This is a genomic window from Brevibacillus sp. BC25 (assembly GCF_000282075.1).
GTDB lineage: Bacteria > Bacillota > Bacilli > Brevibacillales > Brevibacillaceae > Brevibacillus.
Genome location: NZ_AKIX01000039.1, coordinates 1 through 26,052, shown reverse-complemented (window position 1 = coordinate 26,052; position 26,052 = coordinate 1). Strand labels below are relative to the sequence as shown.

27 protein-coding genes, 1 pseudogene and 1 riboswitch are annotated in these 26,052 nt (G+C 48.6%); of the genes and pseudogenes, 13 read left to right on the top strand and 15 right to left on the bottom strand.

Going from position 1 to position 26,052, the window contains the following annotated elements; all coding sequences use genetic code 11:
- Positions 1-38: 38 nt before the first annotated feature.
- On the bottom strand, positions 39-2,768 hold the full coding sequence (gene acnA, locus PMI05_RS11190; RefSeq protein ID WP_007721281.1) for an aconitate hydratase AcnA: 2,730 nt from the start codon (positions 2,766-2,768) through the stop codon (positions 39-41).
- 290 nt (positions 2,769-3,058) lie between these two features.
- Here acnA and PMI05_RS11185 point away from each other — a divergent pair, with 290 nt between their 5' ends.
- The 3 genes from PMI05_RS11185 to PMI05_RS11175 are packed head-to-tail and all read left to right on the top strand — an operon-like array spanning position 3,059 to position 6,549.
- Positions 3,059-4,816, top strand: coding sequence for an ABC transporter ATP-binding protein (locus PMI05_RS11185; protein WP_007721279.1), 1,758 nt, complete (start codon positions 3,059-3,061; stop codon positions 4,814-4,816).
- Positions 4,817-4,819: 3 nt separating this feature from the next.
- Entirely contained in the window at positions 4,820-5,494 is a 675-nt protein-coding gene (locus tag PMI05_RS11180; RefSeq protein ID WP_007721277.1) for a response regulator transcription factor, read from the top strand.
- Entirely contained in the window at positions 5,491-6,549 is a 1,059-nt protein-coding gene (locus PMI05_RS11175; protein ID WP_007721275.1) for a cell wall metabolism sensor histidine kinase WalK, read from the top strand. The genes PMI05_RS11180 and PMI05_RS11175 overlap by 4 nt, the downstream gene beginning before the upstream one ends.
- A 62-nt stretch (positions 6,550-6,611) precedes the next feature.
- Here the strand turns inward: PMI05_RS11175 and PMI05_RS11170 are convergent, their stop codons facing one another.
- The 5 genes from PMI05_RS11170 to PMI05_RS11150 form a co-directional block, all read right to left on the bottom strand.
- The gene (locus PMI05_RS11170) at positions 6,612-7,637 is read right to left on the bottom strand and encodes a ThiF family adenylyltransferase (protein ID WP_007721273.1); all 1,026 of its coding nucleotides are present in this window, start codon (positions 7,635-7,637) and stop codon (positions 6,612-6,614) included.
- 4 nt (positions 7,638-7,641) lie between these two features.
- Positions 7,642-8,349 (bottom strand): molybdenum cofactor biosynthesis protein MoaE, encoded by a 708-nt coding sequence (locus tag PMI05_RS11165; protein WP_007721271.1) that lies wholly within the window; start codon positions 8,347-8,349, stop codon positions 7,642-7,644.
- 103 nt (positions 8,350-8,452) lie between these two features.
- The gene (locus PMI05_RS11160; RefSeq protein ID WP_007721269.1) at positions 8,453-9,271 is read right to left on the bottom strand and encodes a radical SAM protein; all 819 of its coding nucleotides are present in this window, start codon (positions 9,269-9,271) and stop codon (positions 8,453-8,455) included.
- 12 nt (positions 9,272-9,283) lie between these two features.
- Positions 9,284-9,997, bottom strand: a complete 714-nt coding sequence (locus PMI05_RS11155; RefSeq protein ID WP_007721267.1) for a 2OG-Fe(II) oxygenase — start codon at positions 9,995-9,997, stop codon at positions 9,284-9,286.
- The gene (locus PMI05_RS11150; protein WP_007721265.1) at positions 9,990-10,529 is read right to left on the bottom strand and encodes a methylated-DNA--[protein]-cysteine S-methyltransferase; all 540 of its coding nucleotides are present in this window, start codon (positions 10,527-10,529) and stop codon (positions 9,990-9,992) included. The genes PMI05_RS11155 and PMI05_RS11150 overlap by 8 nt, the downstream gene beginning before the upstream one ends.
- 172 nt (positions 10,530-10,701) lie before the next feature.
- Here PMI05_RS11150 and moaC point away from each other — a divergent pair, with 172 nt between their 5' ends.
- From moaC to PMI05_RS11120, 5 genes are all read left to right on the top strand, one after another.
- Positions 10,702-11,184, top strand: coding sequence for a cyclic pyranopterin monophosphate synthase MoaC (gene moaC, locus PMI05_RS11145; RefSeq protein WP_007721262.1), 483 nt, complete (start codon positions 10,702-10,704; stop codon positions 11,182-11,184).
- Positions 11,185-11,187: 3 nt separating this feature from the next.
- Positions 11,188-12,444 carry an MFS transporter gene (locus tag PMI05_RS11140; protein ID WP_007721261.1) on the top strand — a complete coding sequence of 419 codons (1,257 nt, stop codon included), beginning with the start codon at positions 11,188-11,190 and terminating at the stop codon, positions 12,442-12,444.
- 61 nt (positions 12,445-12,505) lie between these two features.
- Positions 12,506-12,620, top strand: a riboswitch (SAM riboswitch).
- Between the two features lie 83 nt (positions 12,621-12,703).
- Positions 12,704-13,885: a pyridoxal phosphate-dependent aminotransferase gene (locus tag PMI05_RS11130; protein WP_007721257.1), complete on the top strand. Its 1,182-nt coding sequence runs from the start codon at positions 12,704-12,706 to the stop codon at positions 13,883-13,885.
- 151 nt (positions 13,886-14,036) lie between these two features.
- A complete protein-coding gene (locus PMI05_RS11125) occupies positions 14,037-14,507 on the top strand; it encodes a hypothetical protein (protein WP_007721255.1) in 471 nt (156 codons plus the stop codon).
- Positions 14,508-14,702: 195 nt separating this feature from the next.
- Entirely contained in the window at positions 14,703-15,911 is a 1,209-nt protein-coding gene (locus PMI05_RS11120; RefSeq protein WP_007721253.1) for a PLP-dependent aminotransferase family protein, read from the top strand.
- Between the two features lie 56 nt (positions 15,912-15,967).
- Here the strand turns inward: PMI05_RS11120 and PMI05_RS11115 are convergent, their stop codons facing one another.
- The 3 genes from PMI05_RS11115 to PMI05_RS11105 form a co-directional block, all read right to left on the bottom strand.
- Positions 15,968-16,786: an alpha/beta fold hydrolase gene (locus tag PMI05_RS11115; RefSeq protein ID WP_007721251.1), complete on the bottom strand. Its 819-nt coding sequence runs from the start codon at positions 16,784-16,786 to the stop codon at positions 15,968-15,970.
- A 143-nt stretch (positions 16,787-16,929) separates the two neighbouring features.
- Positions 16,930-17,778 (bottom strand): family 1 encapsulin nanocompartment shell protein, encoded by an 849-nt coding sequence (locus PMI05_RS11110; RefSeq protein ID WP_007721249.1) that lies wholly within the window; start codon positions 17,776-17,778, stop codon positions 16,930-16,932.
- A 37-nt stretch (positions 17,779-17,815) separates the two neighbouring features.
- Positions 17,816-18,415 (bottom strand): IMEF encapsulin system ferritin-like cargo protein, encoded by a 600-nt coding sequence (locus PMI05_RS11105; RefSeq protein WP_007721247.1) that lies wholly within the window; start codon positions 18,413-18,415, stop codon positions 17,816-17,818.
- Positions 18,416-18,744: 329 nt separating this feature from the next.
- Between PMI05_RS11105 and PMI05_RS11100 the strand changes: the two genes are divergently transcribed.
- The gene (locus tag PMI05_RS11100; protein ID WP_007721245.1) at positions 18,745-19,026 is read left to right on the top strand and encodes a DUF2325 domain-containing protein; all 282 of its coding nucleotides are present in this window, start codon (positions 18,745-18,747) and stop codon (positions 19,024-19,026) included.
- 65 nt (positions 19,027-19,091) lie between these two features.
- Entirely contained in the window at positions 19,092-19,238 is a 147-nt protein-coding gene (locus PMI05_RS31060) for a hypothetical protein (RefSeq protein ID WP_007721244.1), read from the top strand.
- Positions 19,239-19,268: 30 nt separating this feature from the next.
- On the opposite strand, the gene PMI05_RS11095 is transcribed toward PMI05_RS31060, so the two are convergent.
- The 3 genes from PMI05_RS11095 to PMI05_RS11085 form a co-directional block, all read right to left on the bottom strand.
- Complete coding sequence (locus PMI05_RS11095) at positions 19,269-19,547, bottom strand: S1C family serine protease (RefSeq protein ID WP_007721243.1); 279 nt, start codon at positions 19,545-19,547, stop codon at positions 19,269-19,271.
- A 22-nt stretch (positions 19,548-19,569) separates the two neighbouring features.
- Positions 19,570-21,021 carry a recombinase family protein gene (locus PMI05_RS11090; protein WP_007721241.1) on the bottom strand — a complete coding sequence of 484 codons (1,452 nt, stop codon included), beginning with the start codon at positions 21,019-21,021 and terminating at the stop codon, positions 19,570-19,572.
- A gap of 112 nt (positions 21,022-21,133) precedes the next feature.
- Positions 21,134-21,454: a helix-turn-helix domain-containing protein gene (locus PMI05_RS11085; protein WP_007721239.1), complete on the bottom strand. Its 321-nt coding sequence runs from the start codon at positions 21,452-21,454 to the stop codon at positions 21,134-21,136.
- A 201-nt stretch (positions 21,455-21,655) separates the two neighbouring features.
- Here PMI05_RS11085 and PMI05_RS11080 point away from each other — a divergent pair, with 201 nt between their 5' ends.
- On the top strand, positions 21,656-22,729 hold the full coding sequence (locus tag PMI05_RS11080) for a YheC/YheD family protein (RefSeq protein WP_007721237.1): 1,074 nt from the start codon (positions 21,656-21,658) through the stop codon (positions 22,727-22,729).
- Between the two features lie 79 nt (positions 22,730-22,808).
- Here PMI05_RS11080 and PMI05_RS31350 read toward each other — a convergent pair.
- Positions 22,809-23,069, bottom strand: a pseudogene (locus tag PMI05_RS31350) (trypsin-like peptidase domain-containing protein); the annotation flags it as partial.
- A 399-nt stretch (positions 23,070-23,468) separates the two neighbouring features.
- On the opposite strand from PMI05_RS31350, the gene PMI05_RS11070 reads away from it, so the two are divergent.
- On the top strand, positions 23,469-24,002 hold the full coding sequence (locus PMI05_RS11070) for a helix-turn-helix transcriptional regulator (protein ID WP_007721235.1): 534 nt from the start codon (positions 23,469-23,471) through the stop codon (positions 24,000-24,002).
- 57 nt (positions 24,003-24,059) lie between these two features.
- On the opposite strand, the gene PMI05_RS11065 is transcribed toward PMI05_RS11070, so the two are convergent.
- A complete protein-coding gene (locus PMI05_RS11065) occupies positions 24,060-25,172 on the bottom strand; it encodes an aminopeptidase (protein WP_007721233.1) in 1,113 nt (370 codons plus the stop codon).
- Positions 25,173-25,345: 173 nt separating this feature from the next.
- Positions 25,346-25,438: a YjcZ family sporulation protein gene (locus PMI05_RS29970; RefSeq protein WP_017250455.1), complete on the bottom strand. Its 93-nt coding sequence runs from the start codon at positions 25,436-25,438 to the stop codon at positions 25,346-25,348.
- 225 nt (positions 25,439-25,663) lie between these two features.
- Between PMI05_RS29970 and PMI05_RS11055 the strand changes: the two genes are divergently transcribed.
- On the top strand, positions 25,664-25,897 hold the full coding sequence (locus PMI05_RS11055; protein WP_007721226.1) for a hypothetical protein: 234 nt from the start codon (positions 25,664-25,666) through the stop codon (positions 25,895-25,897).
- The last annotated feature ends 155 nt before the right edge of the window (positions 25,898-26,052 follow it).

Below are 26,052 nucleotides of genomic sequence, written 5' to 3'. Positions count from 1 at the left end.
GGTGGGTGCTGATACGAACTTATTTTTTATTCGTTTGCTTACGCAGTTACTGGTTTACCTTCATCCAGCAATTGACGCAGAACCGTTTGCAGGATACCACCATTGCGGTAGTAGTCTACGTCTACCATGGAATCGAGGCGCACGATTACTTCGAATTCGAAAGTGCTGCCGTCTTTTTTCGTTGCTTCTACTTTTACGCGTTGGCCAGGTTGAACATCATCGGAGAGGCCCACAATGTTGAAGGACTCAGTACCGTCGATGCCAAGGGACTTCCAGCTTTGGTCACCAGCGAATTGCAGAGGCAGAACGCCCATACCAACCAAGTTAGCACGGTGAATACGCTCGAAGCTCTCAGCAACAACCGCTTTGATACCCAAGAGGAATGTACCTTTTGCTGCCCAGTCACGGGAAGAACCAGTACCGTACTCTTTACCAGCCAGTACAACGAGTGGAGTACCGTCTGCTTGATACTTCATGGAAGCATCGTAGATGGACATTACTTCGTCAGTTGGCAAGTATTTGGTTACGCCGCCCTCAGTTCCAGGAGCTACTTGGTTGCGGATACGGATGTTTGCAAATGTACCGCGCATCATTACATCGTGGCTACCACGACGAGCACCGTAGGAGTTGAAGTCTTTGCGCTCTACGCCGTTTGCTTGCAGATACAGACCTGCTGGGCTAGTTGGCGAGATGTTACCAGCTGGGGAGATATGGTCAGTCGTCACAGAATCACCGAAGAGTGCGATGGTGTTCGCTGCTTTGATGTCTGCGATTTTAGCGATTTCTCCAGCCAGGTTTTGGAAGAATGGCGGCTCTTGGATGTACGTGGATTTTTCATCCCACTCGTACAGGTCGCCAGTTGGAACGTCGATTTTGTTCCAAGCTTCGTTTTGCGTGAACACTTGGCCGTACTCAGCACGGAACAGAGCAGGATTCATAGCTTTGTCCATTGCAGCTGCGATCTCTTGTGGAGATGGCCAGATGTCTTTCAAGAATACAGGTTGACCGTCATTGCCAGTACCGATTGGCTCTGTAGTCAGGTCGATATCTACAGTACCTGCCAGTGCATAGGCGATAACCAATGGAGGAGAAGCGAGGTAGTTCGCTTTTACCTGTGCATGGATACGACCTTCGAAGTTACGGTTACCGGAGAGTACCGCTGCAACTGTCAGATCTTCGTCTGCGATAGCTTTGCTGGTTTCCTCTGGCAATGGACCGGAGTTACCGATGCAAGTGGTGCAACCATAACCTACTACGTTGAATCCGATAGCATCCAAGGAGTCAATCAGACCAGCGTCAGTCAGGTATTGCGTAACTACGCGGGAACCTGGAGCCAGGGAGCTTTTTACGAAAGGAGGCTTTTTCAGGCCTTTTTCCACAGCTTTTTTCGCCAGGATACCTGCACCCAGCATTACGCTAGGATTTGATGTATTGGTACAGGAAGTGATCGCTGCGATTACAACCGAACCAGTTTTCAGCGTAGCTTTTTCACCGTTTGCATAAGCAACTGGTGCGCTAGCTGCGATTTTCTCTTCAGAGAGACCAAATCCGCCTTTGTCGATCGGCGTCACGAGGCTGTTATTGAAGGATTCCTTCATAGCAGTCAGTTCTACGCGGTCTTGAGGACGTTTTGGACCAGCCAAGCTAGGTACGACAGTGGACAGATCCAGTTCCAATGTTTCGGAGAATACTGGGTCAACAGTCTCGTCAGTACGGAAGAGGCCTTGTGCTTTGGTGTAAGTTTCAACCAAGGAGATGAGGTCTTCTTCACGACCAGTTTGACGCATGTAGTTGATTGTCTCAGCATCTACTGGGAAGAAGCCCATTGTAGCGCCGTACTCAGGTGCCATGTTTGCTACGGTAGCGCGGTCAGCCAGCGAGATGTTGGACAGGCCTGGTCCGTAGAACTCCACGAATTTACCTACAACGCCTTTTTTACGCAGCATTTGCGTAACAGTCAAAGCGAGGTCGGTTGCAGTTGCACCAGCATTCAGTGTGCCAGTCAGTTTGAAACCAACTACTTCTGGAGTTACGAAATACAGAGGTTGGCCGAGCATTCCTGCTTCTGCCTCGATACCACCAACACCCCATCCAAGAACACCAAGACCGTTGATCATAGTGGTGTGGGAGTCAGTACCTACGAGCGAGTCAGGGAAAGCAACCAATTCGCCATCTACTTCACGAGTAGCGATTACAGTTGCGAGGTACTCCAAGTTTACTTGGTGAACGATACCAGTAGCTGGAGGAACCGCACGGAAGTTGTCAAACGCAGTTTGTGCCCAACGCAGGAAGCGGTAGCGCTCTTGGTTGCGTTCGAATTCCAATTTCATGTTGTTGTCCAGAGCGGACGCGTTACCGAAATCGTCAACCATGACGGAGTGGTCGATAACGAGGTCAACTGGAACCAATGGGTTGATTCGTTTTGGATCTCCACCAGCGCGCTTCATAGCGATGCGCATCGCTGCCAAGTCAACTACAGCCGGTACACCGGTGAAGTCTTGCAGAACGATACGAGCTGGCATGAGAGGTACTTCTTGGTTTACGTCGCGGCCTTTTGTCCAGGTCGCCAATTGTTGTACGTGTTCTTTAGTGATCGCGCGGCCGTCGAACTGACGTACAGCAGCCTCGAGCAGAACTTTAATGGAGAACGGCAGTTTGGAAACATCGCCCAATCCTTGTTCTTCCAACCCTTGCAGGCGATAGTAAGCAAAAGACTTGTCGCCTACTTGCAGGGAAGACTTTACTTTGTAAGCATCTTTGTTAGCCAATGTATACAACCTCCCTAGTAATAACTTGGAGTTTCATCTAGTGAAACCTTGTTTCGTTTCTTCATTACGAACCTATTATATACGATTTGTTTCCCGGCTTCTACCCCAAATTCATCATTTATATACAAAAATCATAGGTAAAGAAAATTGGATCACGAACGTCTTCTTATTATAAAGAAGAAAATTGCACGCACTTCAATTATTATCCCGTTTATATTTCGTTTACATTCATGCAGTATCTTATCTCTTGCAAGTGAAAATGAGTGGAGGAAAAAGGGGAGAAATGACGAATGGAACAGACCAATAGCGTAGCGAAATGGGGAAACTGGCGACCTTTCTTTCGATTAATAAGGGAAACAAAGCCATCCAAACTAAAAATCGGTGTCGCGTTGTTCATGAGCATCGCCACCACACTGGTTAGCTTAGTGATTCCGCTGTTTACGAAAGATTTGGTGGACAGCTTTTCCCTATCTACGATCACGACACCACAAATCATTTTATTGATCGTTGCCTTTATCGCACAAGCCATTGTGGGAGGGTTGTCCATCTACTTATTAAATCATGTCGGCGAGAGTGTGGTGGCCTCACTCCGTGAACGACTCTGGAAAAAGCTGCTCGTCCTGCCGATTTCTTATTACGATAACAACCGGACGGGTGAGACGATCAGTCGAATGACCAACGATACAGGCGTCGTGAAAAGCCTGATTAGTGATCAGCTGTCCAGCTTTTTCACAGGATTGATCACGATCGTTGGTTCTGTGGTGACTTTGCTATACCTCGATTGGCAAATGACGTTAACAATGCTCGTTGCTGTGCCGCTGTGCGTCGGGATTCTCATTCCGCTTGGCAGTCAGATGTACAAAATTTCGAAAGGACTGCAAGATGAGACCGCCAGCTTTACGACGATTATGAATCAAGTGCTCCAAGAGATGCGGCTCGTCAAATCTTCCAATGCCGAAACACACGAACTGGGGATGGGAACAAAGGCAATCGGGAATTTGTTCCGATTCGGGCTGAAAGAAGGAAGAGTCCAAGCCGTCATTGGACCGTTAATGTCCTTTATCCTGATGGTGCTGCTCGTGGTTGTCATCGGCTATGGTGGCATGCGCGTGTCCTCAGGAGCATTGACAGCTGGTGAACTCGTCGCGTTTATTTTGTATCTAGTGCAAATCGTCATACCGCTGGGGCAATTCACACAGTTTTTCACCTCTTTACAAAAAGCCATGGGGGCAACAGAAAGAATCATTACAACTCTGGACGCCGAAGAAGAAGATCTTTTGACAGGACGAACGCTTGAAAACGCTGGCCTGTCCATTCATTTGAACCATGTGAGCTTTGCATATGAGAACGGGGAAACGATTCTCGATGATGTCAGCTTTACGATTGGGGCCGGAAAAGTAAATGCGATTGTTGGACCGAGTGGCAGCGGCAAAACGACGTTGTTTTCAATGGTTGAAAGGTATTACCAGCCACTAAGTGGAGAAATCAGGCTGGGCAATGATCCCATCACGGATTTTTCCTTGAAGTCATGGAGAAGTCAAATCGGCTACGTGTCCCAGGAAAGTCCATTGATCGCCGGAACCATCCGAGAAAATATTTGCTACGGGATTTCACGGACGATTAGCGAGGAGGAACTGAAAGAGGCGGCAAAGATGGCCTATGCCGATCAATTTATTGAGGAATTGCCGAATGGCTATGAGACAGAAGTAGGGGAGCGAGGCATGAAGCTATCGGGTGGACAGCGCCAACGAATCGGCATTGCTCGTGCACTGCTTCGGGACCCGCAAATCTTGATGCTGGATGAAGCGACCTCTAGTTTGGACAGCAATTCCGAGATGATCGTCCAGAAGGCGTTGCAAAATTTGATGAAGGGACGTACCACCCTCGTGATTGCCCATCGCTTGTCGACTGTAGTGGAAGCAGATCAAATCATCTTTTTGGAAAAGGGAAAAATCACAGGTATGGGTACACATGAAGAACTTTTTCAAACCCATGAGATGTACCGCGAATTGGCTAGTCAGCAATTGCTTGTAAAAGAGAGGGTGTAGAACGTGACCACGATTATGGTAGTCGACGACGATCCGCATATTCGCGAGCTCGTCAGCGTCTTCTTGCGCAATGAAGGCTTTACGATAGTGGAAGCGACAGACGGACAGGAGGCACTGGACAAACTGGAATCGGTTGCCGCACAACTGGTGATTCTTGACATCATGATGCCGAACATGGATGGCTGGGAGCTGTGTCGAAAGCTTCGCAAGCATTATGATTTTCCCTTGCTCATGCTGACTGCAAAGGGTGAGACATCGCAAAAAATCAAAGGCTTCGAGCTAGGGACAGACGATTATTTGGTGAAGCCGTTTGATCCGCAGGAGCTGGTCGTTCGGGTAAAAGCGCTGCTCAAGCGTTACCGGATTGCCGCTTCGCATCAGGTTCATGCAGGGAAACTGTTGCTTGATCGTAAAACGTTTGCAGTCGCCAGTGGCACGAAAACATGGACCATTCCACTAAAGGAGTTCGAGCTGTTGTTCAAGCTGGCCAGCTATCCCGGACAGACCATTTCCCGCGAGCAGCTGATCGAACAAATATGGGGCTATGATTTTGAAGGAAATGAGCGTACGGTAGACGTGCATATCAACCGCTTGCGGGAGCGTTTTCCAGAAGCGATGTACGGCTTTTTGATCCGAACGGTCCGGGGACTTGGTTATCGATTGGAGATTGTCGTATGAAAAAGAGGCGACAAGAACATTCCCATGCTTTGCTGAAACTCGTAGGCGTGGTGGGCATATGTGCTGTTTTTGCCTTGTGCGGACTAGGTGCATACGGGATTACCACGCTCTTCTATGGCTATATGGGCTATCATCCCAATGATTTTGTAAAAGTGTTGGTCCATTCCGTTTTGAACTGCATGCTGTTCATCGGGGTAGGCATGATCATATCTTTCTTCACCATGCCAAGGCATCGGGGCAGGTTTCAACCATTGATTGATGCGCTCAGACGGATTGCCATGGGGGATTTTCGGGTTAATCTCGATATCAAGCTGGCAAACGAATGGGGGGAGCTGGTGGATGGCATCAACCACGTGGCGGAGCAATTAAATGAGATGGAGAAGCTACGGCAGGAGTTCATCTCCAATGTTTCCCACGAAATTCAATCGCCTTTGACGTCGATCAGCGGGTTTGCTCGTGCCCTGCATAATGAAAGACTTAGCTCAGAAGAGCGTCATCGTTACTTGGAGATTATCGAGTCGGAAAGCAAGCGGCTGTCCAAGATCAGTGACAACCTGCTTAAGCTCACTGCGCTAGAGGGCATCCAGCATGATTTAGAGCGGAAGCGGTATCGGTTGGACACGCAGCTACGCGCAATCATCCTCGCATGCGAGCCGCAATGGATGGGGAAAGAGATTGAAATGGACATAGACTTGGAAAAAGTCGAAATCGTCGCTGACGAAGATATGCTGAGTCAAGTCTGGACCAACTTGCTTGGCAACAGCATCAAATTCACGAAGGCAGGCGGGAAAATCAGCGTAAAGCTAGAGAGGGTAAACGGAGAATTGCTCGTGAAAATAATCGACACGGGTATCGGGATATCCAAGGAAAATCAGGAGCGCATTTTCGAAAGGTTTTTCAAGGCGGACCCATCGCGGAACCGAGCCAATTCGGGCAGTGGCCTGGGACTGGCAATCGTGAAAAAAATAATCGATTTGCATCATGCCACAATCGCCGTTGAGAGTGAAGTAGGGACAGGTACCACGTTTACGATTACATTTGTTCAAACAGCATAAAAAAGCTGCCCCTTCGTACCGATGACGGTCTGGGACAGCTTTTTTCATGACGAGTAAACCAGTTACGCGCCGATATACTTGGCATGGAGCGAACGTGCCAGGCTGATGTCATCTGTGCCTTGCACGAGGACGCGACCATCTGGGAAAATGACGAGCGTGTACGTATCGACACGGAAACGCAGCAAAAACTTGTTTTGCTCGATTTGTCCCAAAGGGGAAAGTCTATCAGCCAATGTATTCAGATCAAGTGTCATTGCAGTGGCGGGCGAGATTTGTACGGTGTCTCGACCGCAAAGCGAAACGGCTTGTCCATCCTGGGTATCCGGCTGCAAAAACGAAAATTGCTTGTGCCCACATGTTTGACAGTCGTCTCGGCGGGCATTGACCACCTTGATTTGCTGATGGCGGTTATGCCAAATCTCAAAGTGCTCCAAATTCGGATTGAGCTCACCGGTTGCGTCCACTAACAGCTTGAATGCTTCTGTTGCCTGATAGGAGGCGACGATGTGAATGATTGGTCCGATGACGCCAGCCGTGTCACAGGTAGGCATCTCACCCGGGTTTGGCGCTTCAGGGAAAAGACAGCGCAAGCAAGGCGTGATTCCCGGACGAATCGCGGTAAATGTTCCGGTCGCACTCACTGCGCCACCGTACACCCACGGGATACTATGCTTTACGCAAACGTCGTTCACGAGGTATCTCACCTGAAAATTATCCGTCGCATCCAGAACAAGATCGACATCTGCCAGCAATTCCTCCGCATTGTAAGCGGTGAGGTCTGCGACAATCGGTTCGATGGTGACGGCTGAGTTGATCTTTGTCAGCTTGGCGTGAGCGGCGATGGCTTTTGGCAAATGTTCGGCTGCATCGGATTCGTCGTAGAGCATTTGACGCTGCAGGTTGCTCGGCTCGACGAAGTCGCGGTCAATGATGCGGACAAAACCTACTCCAGCACGGACCATATGATTGGAGAGAACAGTTCCGAGCGCTCCCATGCCGACGATCGCTACACGGCTTTGCCCGAGCTTTTCTTGTCCACTGCGCCCGATTGGATGAAACAATATCTGACGGGAATAGCGAGTATCCAAGGCGTTACTCCACCTTTCCTTCTGGCATCGCAAGCGGATTCCACGGTCCTTGCTGATGCCCCTTCCATTCGCTTCCATCTTCCCACATTTCTTTTTTCCAAATGGGAACGATCTGCTTGAGTCGCTCGATGGCATAACGGCCTGCTTCAAACGATTCATTGCGATGCGCTGTTGCAACGGCACAAACAACCGCAATCTCTTCCACAGCCAAATTACCGATACGATGGTGCATCGCGACTTGCGCTCCCGGCCAGCGTTCCTCGATCTCTGCTGCGACCTGCTTCATTTTTTCAACAGCCATAGGGGCATAAGCTTCATAGGACAAATACACCGTGCGCTGACCATGAGTAAATTCCCGAACAGTTCCGACAAAAGTAAGGACCGCGCCTGCATGCGGGTTGCTCACCAGGCGAACCAGCTTGTCCGCAGAAATGGGCTCCTCGGTAATGGCAAAGCGCGGGTCTTCTTCTCCGCCGCTTACAGGAGGTAAGAGGGCAATCTCGTCGTTGGCTGAAATGACCAGATTTTTCGCCGCATATTCATGATTGATGGAGACAAAGCAACTGCCCAAAAGCGCAGAGAGCGCAGGATATTCTTTTTCCACTGCTTGCAGAAGATCGCTAACGGTCGCGCCTTCAGATAGGGTCAACTGTACTTCCCGGGCATTCGCACGTTCAGCGAGTCCGGCAAATAACAAGATCGTAATGGTCAAGACAATTCCTCATTTCCCTGGATGATACTACTCTCTAGGCTAGACGATATCATAAACCGATCAAAGTTGCCAATGAATGGGGTGTTTCAATCAGCAGTTGATTCTAAGGGGCGAAGCCTTCCTGACTCAAATAGATCTGGTCCGGGGGAAAAACACGTAATAGCCGATCATAGACGATCCGATAGGCGGAAGGATCATACCATTGTTCCAGTTCAAGCTGTTCATAGAGAGCGGGAATGCCGTTTCTTTTCGTTCGTTTACCGCCGCTACCATCTCCCATATAAAAATCGTCGACACAGACACGTGTGACCAAGGGGCGCAAAATCTCCGGGAATGACTCACTACTTGGCAAAACAGGTGCAATCGTTGCTTGAGTAGGGATGCCTGCTTCCGCCAAGCGCTGGAGTGTTTTGAGCCGCGCTTGAATGGGGGGAGCTTGCGGGCTAAAGTGCCTGCGAATCTCCTCCAAATCGGTCTCGACGGTCATGCTGACGCGGACGCGATCACCTAGCAGGAGCAACAAATCGGCATCCCGCCACACCAAGGGGCTTCTCGTCTGCACCAATAAAAAATCGGGTGGATTCTCTACCATGACTTCGAGTAAAGACCTCGTTACCTTTTCCGTTTGTTCAATGGGCTGGTACGGGTCTGTACTCGAAGACATGAAGATGGTCACCTTTCCTTTTTTCTTTGCCCGCATTAGCTCCTTGCGTAATAAATCGGCAGCTTGCTGCTTAATGTCAATCCACGTGCCCCATTGCTCGTTGCGAAACAAAGAGACAGGCATTTGCCGAACATAGCAATAGGAGCAGGCGAAAGAACAGCCTGTATACGGATTGAGCGAGTGGGTGTAATCCGCAAGAAATCCGCTTCCTTTATTGAGGAGGGTTTTCGGCATTTTATAGGAAAGGATGCATTTCATATTGGGCGTTCCTCACTTTGCATCATGAAAAATAATCCCGAGGCTATAGCGGGTGCCTGAGGTAATCGTGCTGACACCGTGGCGCAGCGTGTTTTTATAGTAGCCTCGCGTTCCCTGTACAGGACGATAGGATGTTGGGAAAATCAGGCCAGCGCCCTGATCCAAGGTTATCACATGTCCTCGGCTCTGCGCGCGCGGTCGTTGCTCCATCAGCAGAAATTCTCCGCCCCTGTAGTCCTTCTCCTTTTGATTCAAGGCAAAAACAACTTGAAACGGGAAGAACACCTCGCCGTACATATCCTGGTGTAAACAATTATAGCCACCCGTTTCGTATTTCAAAATCAATGGAGTGGAGCGCAGCTGACCCTGATCGTGACATTGCGCCAAAAATTCAGGGAGGGTAGCGGGATAGATGGCTTCACGCCCAAGCATTTCCAGCCACCGATTCGCAGTCTGCGCAAGCATCGGATAAATGCCTTCGCGAAGCTCCTGCAAAAGCGAGGGAAGGGGAGCCTGATAATAACGATACTCTCCTTCGCCGAAACGGTACCGTGCCATCTGGATCGTATTGCGAAAAAAGTCATTTTGTCCATACGTAGCGATTAATTCGTCGCACGCATCCGCGCTTATTAAGGAAGGAAAAGCAGCATACCCTTGTTCGTCCAGCTCCTGTTGCATGGAATGCCAGTCAAGCGCAGCGATCCTTTCTGTCAGTGAACTAGCCATGCTTCACACCCCGATTTGTCTTTTTCTCCAGATCAAGCAGAGTTGTCTTCATGGGCAGTCCTCCACGATAGCCAGTCAGTGAACCGTTTTTACCGACAACGCGGTGGCAGGGGACTGTAATGAGAACCGGATTGGCACCGATTGCAGCACCGACGGCACGAACAGCAGCGGGCTTTTCAATGATGTTCGCAATGTCGGTGTACGATGCCGTTTGACCGTATGGGATTTGGCGTAGTGCCTCCCAGACAGCGAGCTGAAAAGGCGTTCCAGATAGGTCGCAATCCATGGAAAAATGCTCGCGGGTTCCCTGCAAATACTCCATCAGTTCTGTTGCAAAAGGCTTTAGCCATGGATCGTCTTTCACCAGTGCACTTTGTGGACGATGCTTTTCAACCCACGCTTCCAATTCAGCAAAAGGCTGGTTGACCGAGCCAACATAACAAAGCCCGGCAGCCGTTGCAGCCAAGTAAATGGCCCAATCACCATGCTTCAGCATTGACCAACGTACCGTCTGATCCTTACTCGTTTCCATTTCTATACGCCTCCTTTGAGCTGTGTACGCACAGTATACCTCCAGCACCTGTTCTTCGTACGTTTTTAAGAGTGGATGAGCAAGATAACGAAACAATGTCATCTACATTCCCATTGCTTTTATCCAGCGGCGGGAGTAAGGTAGGAGGAGATAGAGGAGGAACGATACTAGTATGACTGATCAATTAACACATTTTAATGAACAAAATCGAGCTCGGATGGTGGACGTGTCTGAGAAGGACGTCACAAAACGGGTGGCTTTAGCCGAGAGCCAAATCAGCATGAAACCCGAAACACTCGCCCGAATCCGCGAAGGTCGGATCGAAAAGGGCGATGTACTCGCAGTTGCGCAGGTAGCAGGTGTCATGGCTGCCAAAAAGACGTGGGAAATCATCCCGATGTGTCATCCGCTGCCATTGACTGGCATCGACATACAATTTGCTTTTGTAGATGAAACGACGCTTGCGATTACAGGAACCGTGAAGACGACAGGGAAAACAGGCGTCGAGATGGAGGCTTTGACCGCTGTCAGCGTAGCGGCTTTGACGGTGTATGACATGTGCAAAGCCATGGATAAAGAAATGATAATCGGTCCAACCAGTCTGCAATCCAAAACAGGCGGAAAAAGCGGCGATTTCCATCGGGGAGAGAAGTAAGCCATGAGGCAAAAGTGGGAATCCTATCCGAGCAGCATTCGTTTATTGGCGATTGCTGCCGTCATTTTTTCTACAGGAATGGCGTGTATTTGGCCGCTAGTCACGATCTATATTCACAACCATCTCGGAAAGCCGCTGACTGTAGCCGGCTTCTTGTTGCTTTTAAATCAAGGCGCATTCTTGATCGGGAGTATTGTTGGCGGGATGATGTTTGACCGCTGGGGAAAAATGCGCACCATCATTGTCGGTTCCATCGGCGTTATTCTGATATCGATCGGCTTAGGTGTTACGCAAGATTTTACGATTTATGTTGTCTTGCTTCTACTGAATGGATTGTTTTACGGAACACTTTCTCCTGTGATGAATGCACTGGCAGTAGTGTTATGGCCGGACGGAGGGCGTAAAGGAATCAATCTGATTTATGTCTCCCTCAATGTGGGGGTAGCTGCCGGTTCTGCGCTGGGCGGCTTCTTGGCAAGTGTTTCGTTTGCCTGGACGTTTTTCGGTAATGCGATCTCGCAACTGATTGTGCTCGCCATGTTCATGCTCATTTTGCCGCGTCAATTAAAAATGCTAGAACAACAACGCGAAAACTCGACGACTGGACAAAGGATGTCTGAGCAAGCAACTGGTGATGCGCTGCAACTACCACAGCAAGAGCCAAAGGTTGTATGGGGAGCATTGCTGCTATTATGCGGGGGGCTATTAATTAGCTGGATTGTCTATGTACAATGGACGACGGTGCTGTCGACCTACATGCAATCCCTGGGCATTTCACTCCGTCAATACAGTTTGTTGTGGACGCTGAACGGAGGTTTGATCCTGTTTGGTCAGCCATTGATTGCTTGGGTCATTCGACGCTTTGCCCGTACGCTAAAAGCACAAATGCTCTTGGGCGCTTATATTTTTGCCTTGTCGATGCTGATTCTGTCGCAATCAACCGTTTATGCAGGCTTTGTGGCAGGCATGTTCGTCATGACGCTAGGAGAAATGCTCGTGTGGCCAGCGGTACCGGCAGTAGCTGCACAGTTTACGCCAGAGGGGCGAGAAGGCTTCATTCAAGGTCTGATTGCAGGAACTGGATCAGCAGGGCGGATGCTCGGACCACTGCTGGGCGCCTTCATTTTCCAATCGATTCATGCGCAAGGACTATTGTTTGTGATGGCAGGCCTGTGTCTGTTGTCTGTGGCATTCTTTGCCTTCCACACCTCTTTTCAAAAAAGAAGGCATCAAGTGCCGGTACAGAATCAAGCATCTTGACACGATTTACGTGCTCAAGTTAGTATGATATAGACGAAAAAACAGTATATTCCGTGTGTTTGACTTATTCAGAGAGGTGGAGGGACTGGCCCTATGAAGCCCGGCAGCGGATCTGTTCCATGTGATGGACAGATGCTGTGCCAATTCCAGCAGGATTTTTTCCTGACAGATAAGGACGTGACCAAGCTGATCTCCCCCTTTTTCTGTATGGAAAAAGGGGGTTTTACTGTATTGGGCCCAAGAAAGGAATGGAAGAAAGATGCGTATTCAACCCTCCGACATGATTGATCGACTCCCTACCCAGTTTTTTGCGACCCTGGTGGCAAAAGTAAACAAGGTCATTGCGCAAGGCCATGACGTCATTAACCTGGGGCAGGGCAATCCCGATCTGCCGACACCGCCGCACATTATTGAAGAATTACAGGCGCAAGCGGCACAACCACTCCATCACAAATATCCGCCTTTTCAGGGACGCGTGGAACTGAAGCAGGCAGTGGCTCATTGGTATAAGCAAGAATTTGATGTAGACCTCGATCCGGAGGAAGAAGTAGCGATATTGTTCGGCAGCAAAACCGGTCTTGTAGAGATTTGCCAAGTACTCATGAACGCAGGCGATGTTGCACTGGTTCCAGACCCAGGCTATCCGGATTATTGGTCGGGGGTTGCAGTCGTAGGCGGACGGATGGTCATGATGCCGCTGAAGGCGGAAAATGACTTCTTGCCAGACTACAGCCAGCTCTCCCAAGCTGATTTGGATCGAGCGAAACTGATGTTTCTCAACTATCCGAACAATCCGACAGCGGTCAACGCACCACTCGAGTTTTATGAGGAAACGATTCGCTTCGCCCGAAAACATGAAATCGTCGTCTGCCATGACTTCGCCTACGGGGCGATCAGCTATGACGGGAAAAAGCCGGTCAGCTTCATGCAGGTCCCGGGAGCAAAAGAAGTGGGCGTAGAATTTTATACCCTGTCCAAAACATACAACATGGCAGGCTGGCGTGTTGGTGCCATGGTAGGAAACCGCGAGCTGGTTCGTCTGATCAATCTCATTCAGGATCATTACTTCGTCAGTCTGTTCGGAGCGATACAGATGGCGGCAGCCAAAGCGATGACGGAGTCGCAGCAGTGCGTTCGCGATCTCGTCGCTGTTTACGAAAGCCGCCGCAATGCCTTGTACTCCAATTTGCATCGGATTGGCTGGCAGGCACCACCATCTCAAGGTTCGTTTTTTGCTTGGCTTCCTGTTCCAAGTGGCTTCACATCTATGGAGTTCTCTGACCTGCTTTTGGAAAAAGCGCATGTCGTCGTAGCGCCGGGAAATGGTTTTGGTCCGACAGGTGAGGGTTATGTGCGAGCGGCTTTGTTATCCAATGAAGATCGTCTCGCAGAAGCGGTCCAACGGATTGAGCGGTTGGGGTTGTTTACGAAAACAAAATAAAAGCGAGGCAATTTGGCCACACTACCATACAAATGGAGTGTGGCTTTTTTATTCTAGAATAAAAATCATTCTCATTATTGACAGATAATGATTTTCATTATACGATGACATTGTTAATGATAATTAGTCTCAGCAAGAGCGGGAGGGTACCATGCGCTATCAGATTAACGGTTACACGGATATGTATACGGTGATCGCCAACGAGCGAAAAATCGGCGGAGCCATTGAAGCAGGCCAGATTCGCTTGCGGACGGGAGAAATTTACGCCAATGCTGTTCTCACTCGTTTGGAAATGTCAGGTGCGCATTTTTGCTCGATCGGATTTGTTACAGAAGAAGGCAAAAGACTGATTGTCCATGTGAATGATATCAGCATGATCGCTGATGCTCGTCACGTCAACGTTTGTGAGCTGACGAACGAATGCATGAGAGTGGAGAAATCCGCAGAGAGATTGAAGCGGTTGAAGCGTCTCTGTGAACTAAATGAAGGCAGCTGTACGCCAACCTTCCAAGAAGAGGCATTGCTGTTGGCAAGTGATATTGGCATGGAAGAAGCGTCCACGCATGTAGACCTCTCTTTTCTCCCACACACAGAGAAACCACGTGTGTTCCGAATCGCCTAGGAAGATATAGCCCATACATATGGACCCCTTTTCGTTTGATACGAAGAGGGGTTTTTTGCATGCAGTGTGCGAAGACTAACGATTGAACAACCGCTCGACATAGTCAAAACCTATCCGCTCATAGCTACCAAGGATTGGACTTACGAGAGGGAGAGTGATAAAACAAGGATAAGCAAAATCAAGGGGGAACGGAACATGGAGTACTCATTTTCAAAAGCTGTTGAAGCACTATCCTCCTCGGCTGTCCGGGAAATCTTGAAGCTGACCCAAGGCAATCAAGTGCTCTCGCTCGCAGGTGGACTGCCAGCAGAGGATTCTTTTCCAATCGCAGAGATGCGCGAAGCGTTCAACCGCGCATTCGAACAAGGAGCAAAAGCTCTTCAGTACGGATTGACTGATGGATACTTGCCGCTTCGTGAGTGGATTGCATCCCGCATGAAGCAAAAGCATATGAACGTCGGTGTAGATAATATGATCATCACTACGGGCTCTCAGCAAGCAGTAGACTTGTTGTGCCGTGTATATTTAGACGAAGGCGATGTCGTTCTCGTAGAAAACCCTACTTATTTGGCAGCGGTTCAGTTGTTCCAATTCCGGGGAATCAAAGCGATTCCCGTAGACGGTGATGCTGATGGGATGGATATGGACGATCTGGCGAAAAAAATAGCCCAGTATCGCCCGAAAATGGTGTACGTCATTCCTACCTTTGCCAATCCGACAGGAAAGGTATGGAGCCTCGAACGCCGTCTCGGCTTGCTTCGTCAATGTAAGGCGCAAAACATTCTCATCCTGGAAGACGATCCATATGGAGAGATCCAATTCGATGGGGAAGCACCGTATCGCTCGATCTTCTCACTGGATGAGCATCCGACCGATTCCTGTGTGGTGTACACCAGTACCTTTTCCAAAATTGTCGCGCCAGGCTTGCGTACCGGATGGGCCATTGGAGATACACGCGTGATTCAAATGATGGTGAAGGCGAAGCAAGCAATTGATTTGCAGTCGAGCACAATCGACCAGTACGCGCTGTATGAGCTTTTGTCCCGCTTTGATCTGGAGCGCCACATTGATAAAATCCGCGAGTCCTACAAGGCGCGCATGGAATGGATGCATGAGCTCTTGGTAGCGCAAAACTGGGAGGGCGTACAGTGGGAAAAACCAAGAGGCGGGATGTTCCTCTGGGTGAATCTTCCTGAGCACATCGATGCTGAGAAGCTGCTGGCCCGTTCCGTACAGGAAGGTGTGGCATTCGTACCAGGGAAGCCGTTTTATGCAGCTGAGCCGCAAGTGAATACGATGCGCTTGAACTATACACTTCTGAACAGGGAAGACACGGAGCTTGCGATTTCACGACTGGGCAAAGCATTCCACGCGTACAGCGAATCTCTGGTGACAAATGTTTAATAGTAGCAAAAAGACAACCATTGCCATTGAGCTGGTTGTCTTTTTTGATTTATGTCTTACAGGGAATGCTCTCTTTGTGCCCGATCTAGCCATTCATTCACAAGCTCTGTAAACAGAAGCGGCTGCTCAATCTGCAAGTTGTGTCCGGCACAATCGAGTGCGGCAAATGAAGAGCGGGGATAGCCTTCGATGATATGCCAAATATCGCGATAGCCGACAGAATGATCTTGTTTGCCCACAACAAAAAGACTCGGATGGGGGAAGGGGGCCGTATCCAATGGGAAGGACACGCCGTATGACTGTCTGATTTTACTGAGGAAAGAAGGGTCAGACAGCATGTAGCCGTCGACAATCTCTTTTTTATAGCGATTCCACGTATAATCGGTAGCTACTACCGCCATCGACTCAAACTCCGCTCGTTCCGTCTCACTCAACTGCTCCCAGAGAGAAGGCTCCTTTACTAAGATGGGTTTATCCGGCAGTGTGCGCTTATCTTTATCAGGAATGACGTTCGGGCAGATGAGAAGGGCGCCCTTCACTTGATCCCGGCGCTTCTCGATAACTGCTCGTGTAAGATATCCGCCGTATGATTCACCTGCAATGAAAAAGGGCTCACCTGGAATGAGCTGATCGATGAACGCAAGGACAACTTCCAGAATATCGTCCGTGGTGTGGATATGTTCATAGTTTTCCGTTTGTCCCATTCCAGGCAGGTCTATGTAAAGTCGTCGATATCCTGAGCGTTTCTCAAAAATTGGTTCCAGACAACCAGTCATGCAGCGGTGATCAAGTGAAAAACCGTGAATCATCACGACAGGAAAACCGCTTCCGATCTCCTCATAATAAAGGTTGACGCCATTGACCTCGCATCTCATAAAAAGCCCCCCAACGACATTTGTGTCAGATTGTTTCGAAAGTTTGGAACGTACGTTCTTATTATATGTCATATGTTAAATATTACAAGGATGAAAAAACACACCCACAACGAGAATCGTCAATGGGTGTGTCAAAGGACTTCCTATTCTTCTGTTTCTTCCAAGGTGCAAATTGCGCTTGGACGCTTGATCCGCAATACAACGCACTCATATACACGGAACAGACTGTTCATTTGCTCGTCTCCGAGGAATGCGGAGTCGAAGTCTTCTGCAATCGCCAGGTCGAGATTGTGGCGGCCAGTCGCTACCAATACGCCGGAGCGGCCTTTAATGGTAGGAGATTGGAAGACACCATCTGTAACGAGATTGCGAACATGCTCGATCTCAAGCACGTTGGTGCCTTTGTGCACGCGATGCAAGAGAGAGTAGAGTTCAGGAGAAACAACCAGTGCATACGGACCGCTGTGGCCCATTTTCAACAGCTTGTTGCGTGCTTCCACGATATCGGCAAATGCATTGCCAGATTCCATCCAATCGCTCTTCAGATGAGTGAGGCGGCCTTTTACGTTCATCAGACCTGGGAGGTCGAATTCCGCAGCACCGTTGAAGATCAGATCGTCTTCCATCAGTGCACCGCCAGCAGCTGCATTGGCAGCCGCGCTCATGTCCAAAGGCATGCCCAGTGTGCGTGCTTGGGCAACATCGCGCCAGTAGAGCATGAAATCCTTGTACAGGATCGGAATCGTCATGCTGACACGGCGGCTAGGCTGTGTCATTTCCAGTGATTCTCCACGCAGGGAGAGACCGCCAAAACGAGATTCCTCATATACATCGTTGGTAATGGTTTGGATGCCTTCACCCAATGGTCCATAAATATCGATAAAACGACGTCCTACCAGCTGGCGGCGAGCCATGTCAACGACAGTTGCGTCCAGCTGGTTCCATTCTTCAGTCGTCAAGGGAGAGTCTGGGTATTTACGAAGCTTGTCCATAGTGTAACCTCCATGTCATTTCAGGATTTCCGGTTCTTTACATTCCTTTCAAGCTACCAACTGTCAGCCCTTTTTTGCCAGAAGCTGCAGGGGCGGAATGCTTGATCACGGAAGCAACACCGTGAGGAGCGGAAGCCGAAGCTTTCAAATGATCTACCTGGTGAATGTCGTGCCCCTCATCGTGATCAGTGAGATCAGGATGAGCCGCATCAGAGAATCGCTGACTCATGTTCGCCATGATCTCTTTGACAGTCAAATAGTCTGTATGCGTCTTTTCACGCATGCCATCCAGGAGCTGACGTGTTTCGTCATCCTTGAACTCATACAGAGAGAGCTCCAGATGCTCGCGGAAATTGTGCAGTCCAAAACGTTCCAGATTCACATCGGACAGCATTTGCGAGAGGTCGCGATCACTTAGCTGATCCAGGCTTTTTCCTGAGGATAGCTTCTCCAGGTAAGGAACCAATTCCTGCAAGCGATCCATGCGCTGTTCTTCTTCTTCCAAAATGTGATGGTAGTAAAGACGAGTATGCTCGTCCGTTGCCGCGTCGATAATCGGCTGGATAACGCCCATGAAGCTGTTGATATAACCTTTGGTGCGATCAAAAATGGCGTGCAGCTGTGTAATTTCTTGCACCTACGCCACCTCCTCATTCACAATCTATTTTTTCATTATACCGTTGGAAAAAACACCCGGGCAACACCTATGTACAATTTCCTATGATTACGAAGAATATGGTGCGGTGTAATTTGGAAAAGAGGGCGGGAACGCTAGAGCGTCGTGGCTTTGCCTATCGGCTTCGTTTCTAGTTTTGTTTTTTGACAAAAAAGTTATCATGGAGAGTATTGTCAAAGGCTATTGGGAATGATAATATTTATCAATAAGAGTGATATTCATTATCAATTAGCATTCTGAGAAGAAAACATAAATTCTACAATCACCTAAATTTAAGGAGGTAACAAGTTATGTCATCCATTTTAGTAATTGGCGGAGATCGCCTGGGCAATATTATCGAATTTCTGCAAGGGCAAGGCTTCAAGGATATTCACCACGTAACTGGACGGAAAAGCTCGCAAACCGGGGTGAAAATTCCAGCTGGTATCCACATGATTCTGGTGTTAACTGATTTCGTCAATCACAACTTGGCCAAAACCGTGAAAAACCAAGCTAAAGATCGCGAGCTACCCATCGTTTTCTGCAAGCGTTCGTGTTCTGCGATTGCCAAAGCTTTTGATCTCACTGCGTAAATACATACTCTCCCGGTAGGGCAGACTACGATCGTGAGTCTGACACCAACGGAGGAATGATGCGTATGGAACAGAATCGTTTGAGTGAAATGCCTATCGCACAGCTTACGGCCGCTCAGCTGCAACAATTAAAACAGGCAGAAGAACAAATCAACACAGAAGGTCCAAATGTATATCTTATTGCATTAGAGAAGCAATCCCCGTCCTCCTAGACGGGGTTTTTTTATTGAAACGTGTGCTTCTCACTTGAATACGTATTGCTCCAATTGCATTTTGAGGGCGTCAATTCCGATGGCGAAGCCCAAGCATTGGCTGGATTGAATGATGAATGCATTGAGACCAACGACTTCCCCATTCAAATTAATGAGTGGACCTCCGCTATTTCCTGGGTTAATGGCAGCATCCGTCTGAAAAATTTCTTCGTACATTCGCTTCGCAACCTGTAAGCGGCGGTTTTTGGCACTGATGATCCCCGCTGTCACAGAATTTTCCAAACCAAGTGGGGAACCACCTGTCGCCATACAGGCAAAATTAGGGGCGATTTCAGTGAAAAGACAACAGATGCAGGCAGACCTCTCGATTTTTCTGACCAGAGGCAGCGTCAGTTGCTTCCGCGTCAATACGTTGGATGAGTGTGCACACGAGTACTCGCCGTTCTTTTTCATTTGCATGCGTCCAAATGAGATGCCAATTGGAAAGCACATCTAGATCAAGCGGTTGTCCTTTTGAAAAAGCAGAGGAAGTCCGTTCCCGTTCTTTTGCAGCCAGCTCCAACCCACTGATTTTCTCTCGTAAGGCAGGGAGAGTAAGGAATCCCTCTTCATAAGCTTGTTCCCAGCGCTGCCTTCGAATTTGCAGCTGTTGCTCGGTTTCTTTCGTGGGAGCGCGGGAATTCGTCTGCAACACAGTCTGATACACTTCCTTCAACGCAGCGATTGACTCTGGCGAATGGTGCATCAGCTCGTGCACAATGGCTTTTTCCAAGCGATCCTCACGTATGGCAGGAGCCTCACACGTACCAGCCAGCTTGTTTTTACATAAGTAGTAGCGGTGCGTGTAACGTTTTTCCCCTTTTCCCGTGATTGTGGTTGTTTTCCCGCGCATAGAGGAGCCGCAACGCGAGCAGTACAACAATCCGGAAAAGAGGTAGCGGGAGCTGAGAACGCGGGGATGGCTTGTGCCGCGAGTACTCATCCGCTCCTGCACCCGCGAGAAACATGGCTGATCGATGATGGCCGGGTGAGTTGCCTCTTCGATAATCCATTCCTCCGGGTCATTGCGTTGTTGATCGGCGTCGGTGTAATTCCAACGCAACGCGCCATGATAGACTGGATTTTTTAACAAGCGAAGCACGGCACTTGCACTCCATGAAGCGCCATTTTTGCCGCGCAATCCAGAATGATTCGCCCATTCAGCGATTTGGCGAGGAGATTCGCCTCGATCATAGCGCTCGAACATGCCGCGTACGCCATCTGCTTCCCTTTGATTCACGACTAGCGTTCCTCGCACCAGATTGTATCCAAATGGTGCAGGTCCTCCTGGTCGTTTTCGTTCTCTTGCCATCTGGCTCATGCCCAGCTTGACCCGTTCCGCCAAGTTTTCCCGTTCCCATTGTGCGAGGGCAGCCACTAGTGTAATAAACAGTCGTCCGATTGCCGTAGTCGTATCGTATACCTCGGTACAGCTTTTAAAGTGTACCGCATGTCGATCGAACTCCTGCAGGAGCTGATACAGATCAAGGACAGAGCGAGTGAGCCGATCGAGTCGATAGACGAGGACGACATCGATTTCCCCCGTTCGAATATCCTGCAGGAGCTGACCGAGTGCGGGGCGATTGGTATCTTTGGCACTTACGCCTTCATCTGCGTAAACTGCATGGACTTCCCAACCTTGGGAGTGAACGTACGAGAGCAGTTTTTCCCTTTGAGCAGGGATCGAAAATCCTTCACGTGCCTGATCTTCCGTACTGACACGAATGTAGACGGCCGTTCGCATCGCCCGTCCTCCCTTCATCTCGGGTTGCTAGAGTCTACAGCAAAAGGGAGGAGCTTATGCCTGACCGCAAATAAAAAACCCCGCTTATCCGTCTTGGACAAGTGGGGCTATGCTACATCCAATTTTGGCCCCATTCGTGAATGGAATCAATAACAGGACGTAGGGCTTTTCCTTTTTTGGTCAATTCGTATTCAATGCGAACCGGAATCTCCGGGTACACTTTGCGCTCCAAAATCTCGAGCTCCTCCAGCTCCTTCAGCCTTTCAGAGAGCATTTTGTCGCTCATATGTGGAACCATTTCTCGGATATCTTTGAATCGTACAGTCCCGCGTAGCAACACATGAATAATCAGGCCGGTCCAGCGTTTTCCAAGGACGTTCATTGCACATTCATATTTTGGACACATGTGTTCGCCAGAATAATCTTGACTCATATCGGCGTCACCTCTATCTAGCAGCATTATTGTTGCCCTTTATTCTAACAGATAAGCTTGAAAAAAGTAAGTAACGAAAAGTTGGAATGACACTTTGTCAATGGCCGAGAAATCAAGCCCGTTTTCATGGACAAATGTTTCCCTATAAGGTGTCCACACATACACTAATCGCGAAAGAAAAGAAGCGAAGAGGGTGTTACGATGCTTCCAAAACGGGTAATCGGCATTTTAACCTGGCGGGAGGGTGTACGCTTTGAGGAACCGGATTATTTGCGAAGGCTGGTTCAAACAGGGCGAAAGCTAGGCGCAGAAATCTACCTGTTTTCGCATCAGGACGTCAATGTTCCTGCCAGAAAGATCAAGGGCTACATCCCTAAACAGAATGGGGGCTGGATGAGTAAATCATTCCCTTGGCCAGAAGTTGTAATCGATAGGTACCGACGCAGGGTAAAGGAGTATATCCGGCTGCGAAATAGCGATCTGTTTTTCTTTGCTAACAGTCCGTTCAGCAAGAAATGGAGGGTGACGAATCTGCTCGCTTCCGATGAGCGCGTCAAACACTGGATTCCGGAGACGCATGTCTACGACAAAGGTTTGGTCCGAAACATGCTCGCACGCCATCGGCTCGTCTATATCAAGCCAGGCAATGGCACAGGGGGAAGAAGCATCCTCAGAGTGAAGAGCATCGGCAAGGAGTATAGCCTCTCTGGACGTGACAAAAAGCATAAGCATCATGTGGCCCGGATTGCTACGGTGGAAGGCGTGGAAAAATGGGTCAAAACGTGGGTGGAGGAACAGCGTATTCGCGATGGTAATTTCCTGGTGCAGCAAGGATTGGATCTGGGACTGCTACGCAAGCATGTCGTCGATGTACGGCTATTGATTCAAAAAGACGAGCGTGGGGAGTGGGCGGTGACAGGCTGTGCAGTACGCATGGGAGAGAACGGCAGTGCTACTTCCAATTTGCATGGGGGAGGCAATGCGATTCCCTTTGACTGGTTTATGTCCAGGCGATTTGGAGGGGAGCGGGGAGAGCTGATCAAACAGGAATGTTATCGGCTTGCTTTTGATGTAGCAAACACGCTCGAGGACTATTTCGGCCGCATGATGGAATTCGGACTGGACATTGGGGTGGATGTGGACGGACGTGCGTGGTTAATCGAAGTGAACCCCAAGCCGGGGAGAGAGGTTTTTCGCCAGATGGGTGACATGGCGCTATACAAAAAGGCGATAGCTCGTCCCGTTCAATTTGCGCTGTATTTGGCTCGGAACTAGGCTTGTTTTTTGTCTCTTTGAACACAGGTGGAGATCCGACGCTAATGACCCATTCTCCTACTTTTGTATGAGAGGAGTTGCCTAGTGGCAGCGGATATAGCTTGCAGTCTGCATCAATTTTGATGACGGCGTAATCCCGGACTCGATCAGCTATAATGCGTTTGGCTTCAAACACTCTACCGTTATATAGCTTCACGAAAATGTTTTTGGATTTGCCGATGACATGCTCGCTCGTCAAGATATACCCTTTCGGATGAAAAAGAAATCCGGAGCCAAAGCTTCGTTCCGTGGGTGGAGAATTATCTTCATGATCAATGAGGCTGCGAATTAACGAATCCACGTCTTTGGAATGGGGAGCATCTTCGGTCACGATGGAGACTACTCCCTCTTGAACTCGCTCGACAATGGGAACGAAGAAATTAAATGGGTGCAGACTGCTGCTGCTCACAGGGTACTTTACCCGCGTATATTGGGACCATTTTTTACTTTTCACCGATCTCTCCCCCTACAGCAGATAGGTATGTATCATCTTATGGGGAGCGGAGGGGGAAGGGACGCCCAATTTCTAGTCGAGTGTATCGATATATCATTAATTTTGATTGATATAATAAAGAAATAGCATTGGTATAATTATTTGAATGCCTTTATAATAACATGTAGTTAAAGAATATTTTGAACATAAAGGCTAAGTCCTAGCCGCTAGAGAGAGAAAAAGAACGGTAACGGAGGATGCGAAGAGATGGATGTTAAAACGATCATACTGGGTTTCTTGAGCTATGGGGAAATGAGTGGCTACGATATTAAGCAAGCGTTTACAAACAGCATTGGATTCTTTTATGACGCTAGCTTTGGTGCTATTTATCCAGCATTGCGCAAACTGGAGGAAGAAGGCTTCGTAACGAAGCAAGAAATCATTCAGTCTGGCAAGCCTAACAAGATTTTGTACCGTATTACAGAAGCCGGAAAACAATCTTTCCGTCAAGAAATCCAGACGCCTATCTTGCCGCCAGTATTGCGTTCAGACATGCTGGTTAAGATTTTCTTCGGCAAGAGCCGCTCGATCGACGAACAAAAGGATTTGTTAGAGGGCTGTTTGGATACACAACGTCAATTGCTCCAACAAAGTAAGGCCTCTTATAAAAAGCTGGAAATGAATTTTGACGAATATCAACGTTTTTGCTGGGAGTATACCATTCATCATCTGGAGTCAACGATTTCCTTTATGGAACAAAAAATGACTTCCTTATTGAAACAACCAGCTTATTCCGTTTAGCCACATAAAGCGAAGGGCTCATGTCTTATGAACAATGAGCCCTTCGCTTATTTTCATTTATTTAAGGTTTTCTGGATTGAGGCATTCGAGCTCAGGTACAACGAAACGTCCGTCTTTGCGGATCAGGCGATCGTCGAACCAAATTTCTCCACCGCCCCATTCAGGACGTTGAATCATAACCAGATCCCAGTGCACGGAGGATTTGTTTCCGTTAAATGCTTCATCGTAAGCCTGTCCTGGTGTAAAGTGGAAGCTTCCATCGATTTTTTCGTCGAAGAGGATGTCTTTCATCGGGTTTTGAATGTACGGATTCACACCAATCGCAAATTCCCCAACGAATCTGGCACCTTCATCTGTATCAAAGATTTCATTGATCTTCTCTGTATCGTTTGCAGTTGCCTCGACGATTTTGCCATCCTTGAAGGTCAGCTTGATATTGTCGTATGTAAAGCCTTGGTAAGGAGATGGCGTGTTGTACGCGATCGTACCATTGACGGAATCACGGACAGGAGCAGTAAATACTTCTCCGTCAGGGATGTTGGCTTCACCTGCACATTTGATTGCCGGAATATCTTTGATGGAGAAGGTCAGATCGGTGCCTGGCCCTACGATACGTACCTTGTCGGTTTTCTCCATCAGCTCGACCAAGCTGTCCATGGCTTTATCCATTTTGCCGTAATCAAGCGTGCACACTTTGAAATAGAAATCTTCGAAAGCGGCGGTGCTCATGTTAGCCAACTGAGCCATGGAGGCATTTGGATAGCGAAGCACGACCCATTTGGTATGCGGTACACGAATATCCAGTACAGGACGCGCTAGCAGCTTGGAGTGCAGTTGCATTTTGTCTCCAGGCACATCAGAGAGCTCACTGATGTTGTCTCCGCCGCGGATGCCAATGTAGCAATCCATTTGCTTCATGAAAGCCACATCTGCTTCACGCATGATACCCAATTGTGTTTCGTTGGCACCCATCAAGAGTTCGCGCTGAACGGATTGGTCGATCAGTTGGACAAACGGATTTCCCCCAGCTTCGTATACCTTGGTAATGACAGCTTTTGTCAGATCGGTAACGTTGCCAATGGAGTAAATTAAAACGTTTTCATCTGGCTTGACAGTCACCGAATAATTGACGAGGACGTCAGCCAGTTTTTCAATTCGTGGATCTTTCATAGGAAGGGGATCCCTCGCTTTCCATATCATTCTTTTCCATTGTACACAACTCAAACAGAAAAAAGCTACCCACTGGCGAGGGTAGCTTGCGGAGGAAACGCGCTTGAAGGATTCGGTACTTCATGTATATGCAACGGCCTGCTAAATATGGCTATATCTTCGGGGAAGAAAGATTAGTCGCAGCTGCACCCGATAATAACCAGCAGGATGAAAAGAATCAAAACCAGAGTGAATCCGTCGAATTCTCCATTAAAGATGCCGCTCATCGAATAAACATCCTCCTCATATGTGTGTTAAGCCTCTTGTGCTTACATCTACAACATATGGGTGATGGCATAGGACCGAACCGGGCATCCGCCCATTTTTAAGAAAATTGTTTGGGGAATCTCTCTTTTTCATACTCTTGCAGTTCTCGATGTTTATTATTCTGAAAAGCAGGAAAAGCTAGAGGATACCAAAAGACTTTGCAAGTATGAAAGGATGTTTATGTGATGCAAAGATCATTATCGAGCCTGCAGCATGATCTGGTCCAAATTACGATTAATGTTGGAGAAGAATTTAAATCCATTGTGTGGAAAGCGCAGTACGATATGGACTTCAATACAGAGTGTCTCTTTTGTTTCTCCGAGCAAATTACCGGCTACCGTGTAGAAGATGAAGACGGAAAAGCGGGGAAAGTCGCTGTTTGTCCGCATTGTGAAAAAGTAAACGCCATCTATGCGTGAGATTGAAAGTTTGATCGTTAAAAGAAAGATGATGCTGCTTGTTGGCATCGTCTTTTTTCTTTCATTTTTTAGTAAGGTACCGATGTGCCAATAAAGCTGGTGAGAAGAAAAAGCACAGGGCTCGTAGACCTTGACAACGCCTACCCAGTCGGAAC